This is a genomic window from Sinorhizobium sp. FG01 (assembly GCF_002531875.1).
GTDB classification, from domain to species: Bacteria; Pseudomonadota; Alphaproteobacteria; order Rhizobiales; family Rhizobiaceae; genus Sinorhizobium; species Sinorhizobium fredii_C.
Genome location: NZ_NWTB01000002.1, coordinates 80,613 through 95,194, shown reverse-complemented (window position 1 = coordinate 95,194; position 14,582 = coordinate 80,613). Strand labels below are relative to the sequence as shown.

13 protein-coding genes and 1 pseudogene are annotated in these 14,582 nt (G+C 63.6%); 9 read left to right on the top strand and 5 right to left on the bottom strand.

Features of this window, described 5'->3' with window-relative positions; translation table 11 throughout:
* Positions 1-67: 67 nt before the first annotated feature.
* Complete coding sequence (locus CO656_RS00570; RefSeq protein WP_097524431.1) at positions 68-709, bottom strand: response regulator transcription factor; 642 nt, start codon at positions 707-709, stop codon at positions 68-70.
* Between the two features lie 250 nt (positions 710-959).
* Between CO656_RS00570 and CO656_RS00565 the strand changes: the two genes are divergently transcribed.
* Positions 960-2,225, top strand: coding sequence for a GGDEF domain-containing protein (locus CO656_RS00565; RefSeq protein ID WP_097524430.1), 1,266 nt, complete (start codon positions 960-962; stop codon positions 2,223-2,225).
* Positions 2,226-2,269: 44 nt separating this feature from the next.
* Here the strand turns inward: CO656_RS00565 and CO656_RS00560 are convergent, their stop codons facing one another.
* The 4 genes from CO656_RS00560 to CO656_RS00545 all read right to left on the bottom strand — a co-directional run bounded on the left by CO656_RS00560 (position 2,270) and on the right by CO656_RS00545 (position 5,497).
* Complete coding sequence (locus CO656_RS00560; RefSeq protein WP_176536552.1) at positions 2,270-2,596, bottom strand: GYD domain-containing protein; 327 nt, start codon at positions 2,594-2,596, stop codon at positions 2,270-2,272.
* A gap of 81 nt (positions 2,597-2,677) precedes the next feature.
* Positions 2,678-3,814: an adenylate/guanylate cyclase domain-containing protein gene (locus CO656_RS00555; RefSeq protein WP_234819630.1), complete on the bottom strand. Its 1,137-nt coding sequence runs from the start codon at positions 3,812-3,814 to the stop codon at positions 2,678-2,680.
* A 129-nt stretch (positions 3,815-3,943) separates the two neighbouring features.
* Positions 3,944-4,507: a methylated-DNA--[protein]-cysteine S-methyltransferase gene (locus CO656_RS00550; RefSeq protein WP_097524429.1), complete on the bottom strand. Its 564-nt coding sequence runs from the start codon at positions 4,505-4,507 to the stop codon at positions 3,944-3,946.
* Between the two features lie 99 nt (positions 4,508-4,606).
* The gene (locus CO656_RS00545; protein ID WP_097524428.1) at positions 4,607-5,497 is read right to left on the bottom strand and encodes a GNAT family N-acetyltransferase; all 891 of its coding nucleotides are present in this window, start codon (positions 5,495-5,497) and stop codon (positions 4,607-4,609) included.
* Between the two features lie 242 nt (positions 5,498-5,739).
* Between CO656_RS00545 and argE the strand changes: the two genes are divergently transcribed.
* From argE to CO656_RS00505, 8 genes and pseudogenes are all read left to right on the top strand, one after another.
* Positions 5,740-6,864: an acetylornithine deacetylase gene (argE, locus tag CO656_RS00540; protein ID WP_097524427.1), complete on the top strand. Its 1,125-nt coding sequence runs from the start codon at positions 5,740-5,742 to the stop codon at positions 6,862-6,864.
* 125 nt (positions 6,865-6,989) lie between these two features.
* Positions 6,990-7,905, top strand: a pseudogene (locus CO656_RS00535) (glyoxylate/hydroxypyruvate reductase A).
* A 27-nt stretch (positions 7,906-7,932) separates the two neighbouring features.
* Positions 7,933-8,289, top strand: a complete 357-nt coding sequence (locus CO656_RS00530) for a cupin domain-containing protein (RefSeq protein ID WP_097524426.1) — start codon at positions 7,933-7,935, stop codon at positions 8,287-8,289.
* Positions 8,290-8,355: 66 nt separating this feature from the next.
* Positions 8,356-8,574 carry a hypothetical protein gene (locus CO656_RS00525; protein ID WP_097524425.1) on the top strand — a complete coding sequence of 73 codons (219 nt, stop codon included), beginning with the start codon at positions 8,356-8,358 and terminating at the stop codon, positions 8,572-8,574.
* Positions 8,575-8,918: 344 nt separating this feature from the next.
* Positions 8,919-10,382: an aldehyde dehydrogenase family protein gene (locus tag CO656_RS00520; protein ID WP_097524424.1), complete on the top strand. Its 1,464-nt coding sequence runs from the start codon at positions 8,919-8,921 to the stop codon at positions 10,380-10,382.
* Between the two features lie 10 nt (positions 10,383-10,392).
* A complete protein-coding gene (locus CO656_RS00515) occupies positions 10,393-11,436 on the top strand; it encodes a tartrate dehydrogenase (protein ID WP_097524423.1) in 1,044 nt (347 codons plus the stop codon).
* 15 nt (positions 11,437-11,451) lie between these two features.
* Positions 11,452-12,909, top strand: coding sequence for an NAD-dependent succinate-semialdehyde dehydrogenase (locus CO656_RS00510; protein ID WP_037416367.1), 1,458 nt, complete (start codon positions 11,452-11,454; stop codon positions 12,907-12,909).
* Positions 12,910-13,267: 358 nt separating this feature from the next.
* Positions 13,268-14,473, top strand: a complete 1,206-nt coding sequence (locus CO656_RS00505; protein WP_097524422.1) for a CAP domain-containing protein — start codon at positions 13,268-13,270, stop codon at positions 14,471-14,473.
* Positions 14,474-14,582: the final 109 nt, after the last annotated feature.

Below are 14,582 nucleotides of genomic sequence, written 5' to 3'. Positions count from 1 at the left end.
GCGCGAGCGCGGTCCTTGCGGGTGGTCACTTCGAGGAGATGGGTAGGCGAAGACTACCCGCAGGTAGTTACTCCGGGTTGCGCCGGCGTTCTTTTGTGTAGAGTGCTACGGCCATGGCGCGATTGCGCACCTCGAGCTTGTCGTAAAGGTTTTTGAGGTGGTATTTCACGGTATTCTCGGAGATGCCGGTTCGCGCGGCGATCTGGATATTGGTCCAGCCATTGGCCAGCATGCCGAGCAATTCGCTCTCGCGAGAGGTGAGCTGCTGAAAGGGCGTGTTGGAGATTTTGGAGAGCACCGTATAGGGAATGCAGATCCGGCCCTTCATCACGGCGGTGAGCGTCGCGAACAGGATTTCCGGATCCTCGAACTGATAGCAAAGCCCGTTCACACCCAGCCTGATCGTCTCGTTGACGACGGCCGGATCACGAGTATCGGCGAATAGAACGATCCTCGGATCGAGTCCGAGCCGGCCGAGATCGGCGAGCACCTCGGGTGCCTCGGCATCGTCGAGCTGCCAGGAAAGCAGCACGCAATCCACTTCGGCGATGGCAAGCTTCTCGTAAAGCTCGGCCGATGTGCTCGCGGTGTCGGCGATGAAAAAGCGGGCATTCTCGGAAAACAATCCACGGAGGGCAGCAATGACGAGCGGATTGCGTTCCGCGATCAGAACACGCCCGACCGCCTCCTGCGGCACGGATGCAACCATGCGTCTCTCCCGTTGACGCAGACCTGTTCGACTACTGCATGTCTCGTTCAATCGATCTCGATTTAAGGACAAAGACATGCGGCAATTCCAAGTACTGCAGCGACCTTTGAGCGCCTGATAGGACGCGCGGCGCTGTATGGAACGTATCATTTACGTCGGCGGCCGGGTCACCGCGAAACGACGGAACATATTCAAATAGCCCGCTTTGCCTTTACTTGCCTGGGGGAGACGCTCCCCTACATGGGCAGGCATGGACATTGAGGATAGTGCAGTCTCGGCGCGTAGGCTTGATCCGTCCGCACAGATGCAGCTTCAGGCACAGGATCCTGCGGTCATGGCCGAGGTTGCCCGCCTTCTCGCGGGCCGAACGCGTGACATCCGCCTCAAGGGCGAGCTTCGTCGCCTGTTCCAGGAGCGCTCCTGGCCGCGAACCGCCAAGGTTATTCGTGCCTGGATGATTTGGGTGGCCCTGTTGGATGTCCTGACCCTGGGCCTCAACGCCATCCTCCTCCCGAAGGCGATCGTCCTGTCGATGCTCGCGCCCGCCTGCATCCTGCCGCCAGCCGCTCTCGGCACAGCCTTCGTCTGGCGAAAACCGCGAGCGACCTCGATCCAGGGAGGCTCGATCATCGCGGGCCTGTTTTTCATCCTCCTCTCGGTCGCGCTGGTGGGCGTCGGCGCGGGTGGCGAGTTTTACGAACGCCACCTGACCATCATGCTCTTCGTGGCGATCACCGCCATTATCATCTTCAGCGTTCCGTTGGCTTGGACCGTTACCGTCGCCGCCCTGGCGCTGAGCCTCTACCTGGTTTTCCAGTTGCTGAACCCCAGCCTGGAGACGGGCAGCGCCGTGGCTGCGACGTTGTTTTTTGCCAGCGGCATCGTCGCCACTGTCGTTGCGCGGCGCACCATGACGATCCTGGCGCAGAAGGGGTTTCTTCTCGAGCTCAGAGACCGCAGCCGTGTGGCAGAACTGGCCGATGCGAATGCCCGGCTGGAACGTCTCGCCAGAACCGATCCGCTGACGGGGATCGCCAACCGGCGCTGGATGATGGAAACGCTCAACCGGTTCTGGAGCGCAGGCCTGGATAGCCGCGGCTGCTCCATGCTGATGTGCGATATCGACGAGTTCAAGAAGCTCAACGATCGCCTCGGCCATGCGGAGGGCGATCGTTGCCTCGTGAAGGTTGCGGGTATTATTGAAAGCAGCGTGCAAAGCGATCGCGATCATGTCGCCCGTTACGGCGGCGAGGAGTTCCTGATCGTGCTTCCGGGCGTCGACGAGAGCGAGGCGGTCCTTCTCGCCGAACGGATTCGCAAGAGTGTCGAAGCCGCCTCCCTTCCGAACCCGGATTCCCGCGTTTCGCCTTGCGTCACCTTGAGCATCGGAGTGGCGACCCAGCCGCCGGATGAGACGATCGTTTCACCGGAACAGCTTCAGAACCAGGCCGATGCTGCACTTTATCTTGCCAAGCAGGCCGGCCGAAATCGCGTGGTCCTGCACGAACCAAGCTGACCGACAGCTCAAGCATCTCGCTCAATGTGGAACAGCAGGGACAGCTACGTTGCCGGTGGGCGATACCGCACCTGCTTTGCCTTTGCCAAGGCATCAATGGTCTCATCGACGCTGAGAAGTACGGTGGTCTCAATGGAGCTCAGCGCGCCTCCCGCGCCGATCGCAATCGCGACAGCGGCCATCGAGACACTGTCCGGCGCCTCCCAAAGCGTCCAACCGTCATGCTCGCCAAACGCGTACCAGAAACCGTGAAGCTTGCCGCCGACGGCCTCGATATAGGTCCGAGCTGCCTCGCGGCGATCCTCGGGGTTTTGAATCATGCGCGCCCATGTTTCGGGCGTGTAGCTGAAGCGCGTGAGATACATGGTCATGGCTCACCTCCTGCCGTGAGAGCGATTCAGTTAACGCTCAAGCCGCGGGGAACGCGAGTCATTTCCAGGATGAGTCCCGACCTAGTTCGCACTCGAGAGGGCAAACACATCGACCGGTTCGTCCAGTCCTCTCAATGCATAGGCGCCGAGACTTTCAAGCTCTCCGGCGCATCCTGCCCTTTCGACAAAGGCTCTTGAAAGCAGAACGGGGCGCTTGAGCTCCTTGGTCAGGCTCTCGAGCCGAGAGGCGATGTTGACGGCCGGACCGATGACTGTGAAATCGAGGCGCTTGCGCGAACCGATATTGCCGTACATCACGTCGCCGACATGGACGCCGATGCCGTAGCCGAGCGGATCGTGGCCCTTTTTTAGATTGGCCTCGTTGAGCCTGGAAAGCGCCGCCTGCGCTTCGTCAATGGCGGCGAGAAGCTGGCTGCAGGCGCAAGGATCGGTGAGCGGAAAGATCGCCAGCAGCCCGTCGCCCATGAATTTCAGTATTTCTCCGCCATGCCGTTCGATCGGCTCGGACATCGCGTCGAAATAGTCGTTCAGGAGCTCGATGACGTCGTCGCGCGGCCAGAGATCCGACAATCTCGTGAAGTCGCGCAGGTCGCAGATCAGGATTGCCGCGCCGACCGTCACGCCGCTGCCGCGCGTCGTCGCCCCCGCCAGAATCTGCTCGCTGGCATGCGGGCCGACATAGGTTTCGAGGAGCGTGCGAGCCATACGGTTTTTCAACCGGATCTCGCTGACGAGCGCCAGCGCCGGCAGGATGTCCGACAGGAAGGCGATATCCTCGGCATCGAAGCCGCCCGGCCTGTCGCTGGCAAAGGTGATCGCGTGGCGCTTGCCCAGTGTGTGGTAGAGCGGCCAGATCATGTAATCGGTGAGACCTTCGGTCCTGAGCTCTTCGTAGAGCGGGTAGTTCGGACCCTCGGCTGTCGGGTCGTCCAGGTGCCGGCGCACCTCGTCGGCTCCCTCGTTGAACTCGTGCAAGGGGCTGTTCAGATATGGGGTGCTGTCTTCGACGCCATATTCATAGGTGTCGATCTCCGCCTCCGACAATCCTTTCCGCCACAGGATGCGTGCGCCGATCCATTGCGGGTGATGAATCCTGAAATGCAGCGTCGCACGGGCCACCGGCAAGCCCGCCTCCAACAATCTCCGGCAGAGTTCCACGAAGATGTTGTCGATGAAGCGTTCTTCGCGCGTCTCCATCACCAGCCAGTCGAGAATCTTCCTTCGCTCCACGGACCACGCCCGATCGCTCTGACGAGCGGAACCCAACCGCGACTCTAGAATCTGCATTGCACCCTCCTTCGGCCGGGGTTCCATCGCAACCCTTGTTCAAAATCCCAGGGATTGCTGTGCCGGCTCCGGCGGGCCGATGTAGACGCCTTCCAATTCGAGCATGCGCAGCTTCGTGGTGGCGCCGCCCGGCGCAGAAAACCCGCCGACCTTGCCGCCGGCCGCCAGGACGCGATGGCACGGTATGATCAGCGCGACCGGATTTTTCGCCATCGCCTGGCCGACATCGCGCGCCGCTTCCGGGCTGGCGCCGAGCTCCTTGGCGAGCGCGCCATAGGTCGTCGTGCGCCCCCAGGGAATTTTTCGCGTCGCTGCATAGATCTGCTTGAACAGAGCGTCCTCTTCTTCGAGATCGAGCGCGAGCCCGGAAAAATCCGTCTCCTTGCCCTCGAAATAGCGTTTCACCTCGGCAACGGCTTCCACGACTGCCGGCGTGGGCTCGTGTGGTACCGCCTCGGGCAGACGCCTGAGCAGAAGCCGCTCGGTCGCCTCCGCGCTTTTGGTCGGCAGTTGAAAGCGTGTGATGCCTCGCACGCTCCAGGCAATGCCGCAGAAGCCGGCGGCCGTTTCGAAGATCAGATATTGGTGCGCTGTCTGGCCCATAGCCACAGCCTCCCACGATTCTGGAGTTTCCATGAAAATCGTGCGGCCAGGCTGCGAATTCAACCCGTTTCTTGGGTTGGGCGGCGGTAAGGCCGTCCCCTATCCCAGGGCGTGGCTGGCCAAGCCATAGATTATCGGCTTCTCGCCGCCCGCGTCGTCGATCAGCCAAGGCCGCCGGAGCGACATGCTGGTAACGGTGTCGTAGACCGGAAGGCCGGATTGCGCGACGAACTCTGCGAACGAACCGCTCTTCTGCCGGGTGTCGATGCGCAGAAAGGCCCCGGCGTGGTCGGCCACATGCGGCCTCGTCACCGCAATAGCATCATCGTCGCTTGCCGCCACCACCGGGCCGATCAAGTGGCCGCGCCCGAAGCGCCGGCACAGCGAGTAGGCGGCGATGCGATCGCCACGGACAAGCGCCATGCCTTTCGAGAGCTCGACGAGGCGGGCCAAAACTGAGGTGCGGTCGGCGCGATAGGCGGCGCGGTCGAGAGCCGCGATCTCGTCAAGATCGTCCCGCGTAAGCGAACGCAGCGCCGCTCCCGACGGAAGAGTCCCCTGCGGCGTTGCAATCGCATCGCCCTGGCACTGATAGACGGTTCGTTCCGGAGCAAAACCGAGCGACTTATAGAGCCGCCGAGCGGAGCGGGTCGCGTTGAGGCCGATCGCCCGCGAGCCGGTTTGGGCCAGCAGATGATTCATCAACCAGGTACCGGCGCCGAGCATCTGCAAGCGCGGCAAGGTGATGACCAAGCCGAAGGTGGTGAAATCGGGTGCATGATCGAACCACATGGCCGAGCCGAGCACGCGCCCGATCGCATCGCGTGCCACGATCCCGTGACCGAGCTCGCGCGCGAGCTGCCAATCCTCGGCTCGATGCGGCCAGCCGACGGACATGGACAGGGCATGGAGCGCGTCGAGATCGGCATCGGCGATGTCACCGATACTCAATTCGAAGGAATCCAACTTTATCGAATCGGCTCTTTCCATTTTCTTGCCCCTTGGAGGCACCAGCACGCCATCCGCGCTACGGTTCGTACTCGGGCCGCGGAAGCCGAATGTCCCGCTTCAGTTGTAGCCGCTTGCCCGCAACACAAAACGCTTCAGATCTTTTCCAGTTCAGCACTTTCCACCGAAGCCGCAAATCATTCGGCAGGCATTTGCCCGCTCTGGACCTATCCTGATGCGACGCCACCTCGACCCCGGCCAACCCGGCATGCTGTGAGGCAAGAATGAAGACAGAAGAAATCCTCGCCCGGCTGATATCCTTTCCGTCGGTGGTCGGAACGGCGAACCACGAGATAGTCGACTGGATCCGCAGCTACCTTGCAGAGCTCGGCGCCAAGGTGAGCGTGCTGCCGGGTCCGGAAGGCGATCGCTCCAACCTCTTCGCCAGCCTCGGCCCCGTCGACCGGCCGGGCATCATCCTGTCGGGACACATGGACGTGGTGCCGGCTGCCGAGCCGACATGGAAGAGCGATCCCTTCACGCTCAGGCACGAGGGTGAACGGCTCTATGGCCGTGGAACCAGCGACATGAAGGGGTTTCTCGCCTGCGCCCTCGCGGCTCTGCCAGCGATCGCCTCCCTGCCGCTCTCCCAGCCGCTCCACCTCGCCTTCTCCTATGACGAGGAAGCCGGCTGCCGCGGCGTCCCGCACCTGATTTCCCGGCTTCCGGATCTCTGCGCCAAGCCCGAAGGCTGTATCGTCGGCGAGCCGAGCGGCCTGCGTGCCATCCGCGCCCACAAGGGCAAGGCCGCCGCGCGCATCGAGATCGTCGGCCGGGCCGGCCATTCCTCACGGCCGGACCTCGGCCTCAACGCCATCCACGCCATGGCGGAGATCGTTGGCGAGGCGGTCCGTTCCGCCGCGGCTTTGATGGCAGGTCCGTTCGACGGCAATTTCGAGCCGCCCTATTCGTCGCTCCAGGTCGGCACCATTGCCGGCGGGCAGGCGGTGAACATCATTCCCGACCGCTGTACGATCGAACTGGAAGCCCGCGCCGTGGCGGGGGTCGATCCCGCCGGGCTCCTCTCAGGCATTGAGGCGAAGCTCCAAAGCCTGGCCGGCCGCGGCTTCAAGGCCCGCTGGGAAAGCTTGAGCTCGTATCCGGCGTTGTCGCTCAGGGAAGATGCGCCGCTTGCCGCGCTGCTGCACGATCTCACCGGTAAGGTGCCGCTTGCCGCCGTCAGCTACGGCACGGAAGCGGGCCTTTATCAGGCGGCCGGTATCGCCGCGATCATCTGCGGTCCGGGTGACATCGCACGAGCCCACAAGGCGGACGAATATATCGAGATCGGCGAACTCGCGGCCTGCCGAACAATGATCGAGGCGCTTGGCCGAAGGCTAGGCGCGTGAACCCGGTCAACCGGCAAGTCGAAGCCACCCATCAAATCGGTGCCAAATGCCGTCGAGCCTGCCTGCTTCGGAGCATTCTGCCGGGGCAACACGGCAATGATGCATGAAAAGAAAAGGGGACGACCATGGCCTTTCTATTCAACTCGGATGCCGTACGGGCGAAGATCTTCGATTCGCCCGCGAGCTACCCTCGCTTTCTTTCTTCACGGATGCCGGCAGCGTCGATCCTGCTGCGGTCCGCTACCTGCTGACTTGGACCGCACCGCCGGACCTCGAACGCTATGTCAATCTCGAAGTGCTGTTCTCGATCGGCGCCGGCGTCGACCAGTTCGCGCTCGACCGCCTGCCGAAAAGGGTCAAGCTCGTCCGGATGATCGAGGACGGCATCACCCGGATGATGCAGGAATATGTGACACTCGCCGTCCTCGCGCTGCATCGCGACCTTCCCGTTTATCTCAACCAGCAACGTGCCGGCGAATGGCGCGGGCGTCCCGTCCACCAGGCGGCGGAGCGCCGGGTCGGCGTCATGGGCCTCGGCAATCTCGGCCGGGCGGCGCTGGACCGGCTCGGTCCCTTCGGCTTCCCGCTTGCCGGCGGGAGCCGCTCGCCGCACGAGGTCCCGGGCGTCACCTGCTACCACGGCGAAAGCGGTCTTGCCGACTTTCTCCCCAAGCAGGACATCCTGATCTGCCTGCTGCCGCTCACCGCCGAGACACACGGCATCCTCGACGCGTCGCTGTTTTCTAAACTCCCGCTGGGCGCCGGTCTTGTTCATGCCGGGCGGGGCCACAGCTCGATACCGACGCGCTTGTTGCAGCACTTGAGAGCGGCCAGCTCGCCGGCGCAGTGCTCGACGTCACCGATCCGGAGCCGCTGTCGGCGGAGCACCCGCTCTGGCGCCATCCGAAGGTGATCATCACTCCGCATATCGCCAGCGTCACCCAGCCGGAAACCGCGGCAAAAACCGTCGCCGCCAATATCCGGCGCCACGAGGCCGGCCTCGAGCTCGTCGGCCCCGTCGACCGCGACCGCGGCTATTGAACTCACAGCAACGCCGAAAGGAAAGCCATGTCTCTTCTGAAGAAAATCGAAACCAATCCGCAGTTCGAGCCGAAGCGGTCGACGCCGACCCCCGAACGACTGATTTCCGGCAATCCGTCCTTCAAGACCTGGGCACAGGACGTCGCCGGCGACGGCAAGATCAATACCGGCGTCTGGGAAGCAACGCCGGGCGAGACCCGCTCGATCAAGGGTGAAACATTCGAGTTCTGCCATATCATCGAAGGCGTCGTCGAACTGACGGAAGAAGGCGGTGCGGCTCCCGTCACCTATCGCGCCGGCGACAGCTTCGTGATGAAGCCCGGCTTCAAGGGCGTCTGGCGGACGATCGAAACCGTTCGGAAAATCTATTTGACCGTCGGCTAGTGGCAGCGCTTCAGGATCTCCCGGTCTACGAGGTCCAGCGGGACGGCTACTGGCTCAGCGCCGACCGTGGTCGTCCTCGACCTCGACCGAATCCACCGGCATCTTGCCGAGGAATCCTACGAGACCCTTGGTTTCGACCGCCGTCTTTTCTGCGCCCTCGCCGTCTTCGCCATCTCCGACGTCTTTACCCTGCCTGCTGATTTCGGGCGACGACTTGTCGCCGAGCTGACAAAGGGCATGCGCCAGCTGCTTAACCCGCTCACCCCCTGGATGCTCCCCATGTAGGATATCTTCCGACGAGCTGAAAAGGCGAAACGACGGCCGTTGACCTCACACCTGATCTTCTGTTGTTCCCCGCCGGGCGGATCGGAACGTGGCGATGCAGACCGCCTCCCTGTTCTCCGTCCTTTCAGCCACGCACCCCGATGCAGGCCATCATGGCAACCAGTGACATCCGTCCTTCCCCGCGTTCGCAAAGCCGTTCCTCGCTTGCCTCGGGCCAATTGAACGGCCGAAGATTGCGCTGAAACGCCCCCGTCAAACAGCGCATTCGATCATCGCTATTGGCGCAGTCGACTGAAACTGCCGGTAAAGCGCCGCTAATCTTGCTCGGAAGGCAAGGAGCAGCCATGACCCTCAGTTTCAACCCCGATACGGTCGAACTCCCCAAAGGCCATTTCATTGGCGGTCGCTACGTGCCCGCGGCCGGCGGGCTCGCCATGCATCGTCCTTCCGATGGGGTGGCCTATGCCGAGTGCCCCGTCGCCGGGGAAGACATGGTCGATCAGGCGGTCGCGAGCGCGACGCGGGCACTCAAGGAAAGCGGCTGGTCGGGCCTGCGTCCGCGCGAAAGGACCCGCGCTCTTTCGCGCTGGGCCGACCTCATCGAGGCGGAAGCGGCGACGCTGGCGCGCCTCGAGGCGGTCGCCTCTACCCGTCCCGTCGGTCATCTCGTCGACGGCGATATCGCCGTCACCGCCGAGCAGATCCGCTTCTTCGCCGAATTCGCCGACAAGGAAGGCGGCGATCTGGTGCCGACGGACGACGACAATCTCGGCATGATCATGACCGAGCCCTATGGCGTCGTCGGCGCAATCACACCCTGGAACTTCCCGGTGTCGATGGCCGGCTGGAAGCTCGGGCCGGCGCTCGCCGCCGGCAATGCGGTCGTCTTGAAGCCGTCCGAGATGACGCCCTTCTCGACGCTCTATCTCGCCGAGCTTTCGGTGCGCGCCGGCCTTCCGGCCGGTCTCGTCAATGTCGTGCTCGGCGACGGGCCGACGACCGGCAATGCCATTACCGGGCATCCCGGCATTGCCAAGGTGAGCTTCACCGGCTCGACGGCGGCCGGAGCGGCGATCATGGAAAACATCGCGCGCACCGGCATCAAGCCGATGACCCTCGAGCTCGGCGGAAAAAGCCCGCAGCTCGTCTTCGCCGATGCCGATCTCGACCGCGCGGCGCAGGCGATCGCCCTCAACATCACCGCCAATGCCGGCCAGGCCTGCGTCGCCGGTTCGCGGCTGATCGCCGACCGGAAGATCGCCGAGCGGCTGACCGCGGCGATCGTCGGGCACATGTCGGCGATCCAGCCCGGACCGACCTGGGACGCGGCAAGCCAATATTCGCCGATCATCTCCGAGCGCCAGATCGGCCGGATCGATGCGATCGTGCGGAAAGCCGCGGCGACCGGCGGCGAATGCCTGCTCGGCGGCCGGCAACTTGAGCGGGAGGGCTACTTCTATGCGCCGACGCTGATCGCCGGGGTCGACCAGTCCTCTCCCGCCGTGACCGAGGAGATCTTCGGTCCGGTGCTGACGCTGCAGACCTTCGACGAGGAAGAAGAGGCCCTGGCGCTCGCCGACCACCCGACCTACGGGCTTGCCGCCGGCGTCTTCACCCGCGACCTGTCGCGCGCTGTCCGCGTGACCCGCCGGCTCGAGGCGGGCACCGTCTGGATCAACCGATACGGCCGCTCGCGCGACCACATCCTGCCGACCGGTGGCTACAAGAGCTCCGGCATCGGCAAGGATCTCGGCCGCGAAGCCTATCTCGCCAACCGCCGCAGCAAGAGCGTGCTGATCAATCTCTGAGGGAACTACGATGAAGAGCTATTCAATCGCATTGATCCCCGGGGACGGCATCGGCAAGGACGTGGCGGCGGCCGCCTGGGAGGTACTGGAGAAGGTCTCCGCCCGGTCGGGCTTCGAGCTGAAGGCAACGGCCTTTCCCTGGTCCTGCGCCTATTACAAGGAAACCGGGGCGATGATGCCGGCCGACGGCATCGAGACGCTGCGCGGTTTCGACGCCATCCTGCTCGGCGCGGTCGGCTGGCCCGCGGAGGTTCCGGATTCCGTGTCTCTGCACGGCCTGCTGCTGCCGATCCGCAAGGCCTTCGTGCAATACGCCAATATCCGTCCGCACCGGCTGCTGCCCGGCGTCGAGGGCCCCTTGAAGGCCCGCAGCTTCGACATCCTCTGCATCCGCGAGAACACCGAGGGTGAATATTCCGGTGCCGGCGGCCGCGTGCATCAGGGCACGACGGACGAGGTCGCGGTCGAGACATCGATCTTCACCCGAACCGGTGTCGAACGCATCCTCCGTTTCGGCTTCGAACAGGCCCGCGCCCGCCGCGGCAAGCTCGCCTCGGTGACGAAGTCCAACGCGCAGAAATATTCGATGGTCTTCTGGGACGAGATCACCGAGCGTCTGGCCACGGAATATCCGGACGTGACGGTCACCAGCTACCACATCGACGCGATGGCCGCGCGCATGGTCATGGCGCCGGAAAGCCTCGACGTCGTCGTCGCCTCCAATCTCTTCGGAGACATCCTCACCGACCTTGGCGCCGCCATTCAGGGCGGCCTCGGCTTTGCCGCCTCAGCCAACATCAATCCCGATCGCAGCGCCCCTTCGATGTTCGAGCCGGTGCACGGATCGGCGCCGGATATCGCCCATCTCGGCATCGCCAACCCGATCGCGGCGATCTGGTCGGCGGCGATGATGCTCGATCATGTCGGCGAGGCGGCCGCGGCGGAGGCAGTCATGGCGGCGATCGCCTCCGCCACCTCCGCCGGGATCGGCACGGTGCCCGGCAAGGACAGAACGGAAACCATCACAGCCGCGGTTCTTGCCGCGCTCGACTAATCACAGGGGAACGACATGCTGAAGTTGAACGACAAGGAGCTTTTCCGCCAGGCCGGCCTGATCGACGGCGCATGGGTCGACGCAGCCTTCGGTGAGGTCGTCGAGGTCATCGACCCCGCGTCTCAGGACGTCCTCGGCACGGTTCCGGACATGGGGACGGATGAGACGCGGGCTGCAATCGAGGCTGCCGCTGCCGCCTTCGGAGCGTGGAAAAAGAAGACGCATGCCGAGCGGGCCGCGCTGCTCGAACGCTGGCACGCGCTGATGATCGAAAATCTCGAGGATCTGGCGCTGCTCCTCACCCTGGAGCAGGGAAAGCCGCTCGACGAAGCGCGTGGCGAGATCCGCTATGGCGCCGCCTTCGTCAAATGGTTCGCCGAGGAGGCCCGCCGCATCGGCGGCCATACCATCCCCTCGCCAACGGCGGACCGGCGCATCGTCGTCTTGAAGGAAGCAGTCGGCGTCTGCGCCATCGTCACGCCCTGGAACTTCCCGAACGCGATGATCACCCGCAAGGTCGCCCCGGCGCTCGCCGCCGGCTGCACCGTCGTCATCAAGCCCTCGGAATTCACGCCGTTCTCGGCGCTTGCGCTCGGTGTGCTGGCCGAGCGCGCCGGCATTCCGGCCGGCGTGATCAACATCGTCACCGGCATGCCGACCAAGATCGGTAACGAGTTCATGGCGAACGAGACGGTCCGCAAGATCTCCTTCACCGGCTCGACGCGCGTCGGTTCGCTTCTGATGCGCGGCGCCGCCGACAGCGTCAAGCGGCTCTCCCTCGAGCTTGGCGGCAACGCCCCTTTCATCGTCTTCGACGACGCCGATCTGGACCTTGCGGTAGAAGGCGCGATCGCCTCAAAATTCCGCAACGGCGGCCAAACCTGCGTCTGCGCCAACCGCATCCTGGTGCAATCGGGCGTCTATGACGCCTTCGCCGAGAAGCTCGCCGCCCGCGTCGACGCGATGAAGGTCGGACCGGGAACCGAGCCGGGCGTCGCCATCGGCCCGATGATCAACGCGGCGGCGATCGAGAAGATCGAGCGCCATGTCGAGGATGCGTTGGCCAGAGGCGCAAAGCTCGCCGCTCGCAGCAAATCTGTGCCGGAGGGCAAGCAATACACGGCCCCGATCGTGCTCACAGGAGCGACCACCGAGATGCTGCTCGCCAGCGAAGAGACCTTCGGCCCGGTCGCGCCCCTCTTCCGCTTCGAAACCGAGGAGGAGGCGATCGCTATTGCCAACGGCACGCCCTTCGGACTTGCCGCCTATTTCTACACGGAAAGCCTGAAGCGCTCCTGGCGTGTCGGTGAAGCGCTGGAATTCGGCATGATCGGTCTCAACACCGGCGCCATCTCCACCGAAGTCGCGCCCTTCGGCGGCGTCAAGCAATCCGGCCTCGGCCGCGAGGGCGCGCAATGTGGCATTGAGGAATATCTCGAAATGAAGAGCTTCCACATCGGCGGGCTGGCGTAACTTCGGGATACTCGCAAACCGTGTCGCTCGGGCGGGAACCGCTTCGAACACGAGGCGGTTCCAGCCAGGCGATCATCACCTCGGCAGTGGACAGCGCGCGAAACAATTCCTCCGAACGCTGAGGATCTTCGTCCGTCCTGCGCCTTAGCGTCGTCTCGTGTCTCCGCGATAATAGCTCCGCAGTAACCGAGCGCGCGATTTTGCCATTTGCGACATCGCGCGAAGGGGCGGCGAAGATACATGTGCGAATCCCCAAGTTAGCCAATCTTATTCCGCACCTTGGACACAGTTCGTTCCTATGGAGCGTTGGGGCGATGTACTCAACCAACAAGGAACGACTGCCAGGGAGACTTACTGAATGCCGCAGCACAGCGCGAATGAACAGTACCTGCTAGAGTTGATCAATGCCGAGAGGGCGAAAGCGGGCGTACAGCCGCTGGCCTTCGACAACGACCTCAGCGAAGCCGCCGAAGGGCACAGCCAGTGGATGCTCGCTGCCGACGTTTTCTCGCATACCGGTTCTGGGGGATCCAGTTCGACACAGCGTATCAAGGCGGCGGGCTATGTCCTGCAGGGATCCTGGGCCACCGGTGAGAATATCGCCTGGGCAACGACCCGTGCCCCCACCGGCTATCAGGATGAAGTCAAGCTCCTGCACACCAACTTAATGAACTCGTCGGGTCACCGCGCCAACCTTCTCAATCCGAATTTCCGCGAGGTCGGCCTCGGCGTCGAGGTCGGTGACTATGGCGGCCGCAGCAGTGCGTTCGTGACGGAGAATTTCGCAAAGACCGGTTCCGACCTCTTCCTGACGGGCGTGGCTTTCGACGATCGCGACGGCGATCGCTTCTACGATCCCGGCGAGGGTCTCGGCGGCATCACGGTGACGGCCAAGAATTCAGCGGGGCAGCTTTTCAAGACCACGGCGAGCGCCGCCGGCGGCTATGACCTCGCGCTGAAGCCCGGCACCTATACCGTTACCTTCTCGGGCGCCAACATTGCCACGTCGACCCAGACGGCCACCATCGGCACGAAAAACGTCAAGAAGGATCTTATCGATCCGGCCATGACCTCAGGAACGCTGAGTGCGAATGCCGCAGCAGAAGGTTCGGCGCCGATGTCGACACCGGTCCACACTCCAGTCCCTTCCGATGCATCGGAGGGCGACGGAACGCCTACTTCGAACGCTTGGCTTGCGGATTTCCTCAAAGACAGCGGTGATTGGGACGCGGTGCAGAGCGACCGCTTGACCGGTTCCGCCAGTGATGAGGCAAGCGCCCCGGTGGCCAAGAATGGCGATCATCTTGCTCTCGCGCTCAATGGAGACCAGTTGCATTTTCAACCGTCCCTGGAGACTGTCGGCAAAGCCGATGAAATCGCCGACTTGTTCGAGGAGATGGTTGCGAACTTCGCTCACCGCGATTCTCTCCCGTCTCGGCTAGCGGACCATTCGGACGACCTCCAGGTGCCGGCGGACGTCGATGCCACGCACGACGCCCTTGCCGACATCCTGGTCCAGATGGCGACAGCTAGAGGCAGCCTGAATTCGGATCTGTTTGTCTGAAGCCATCCGCCGGCGAAAGTCGCGGGTTCCCGCCAAGGCGGGAACCCGCGAACGTGCACATGAGCCGGTTGCTAGGGAGCGACATCGATCCGCGAGCGCTGGCTCGCCG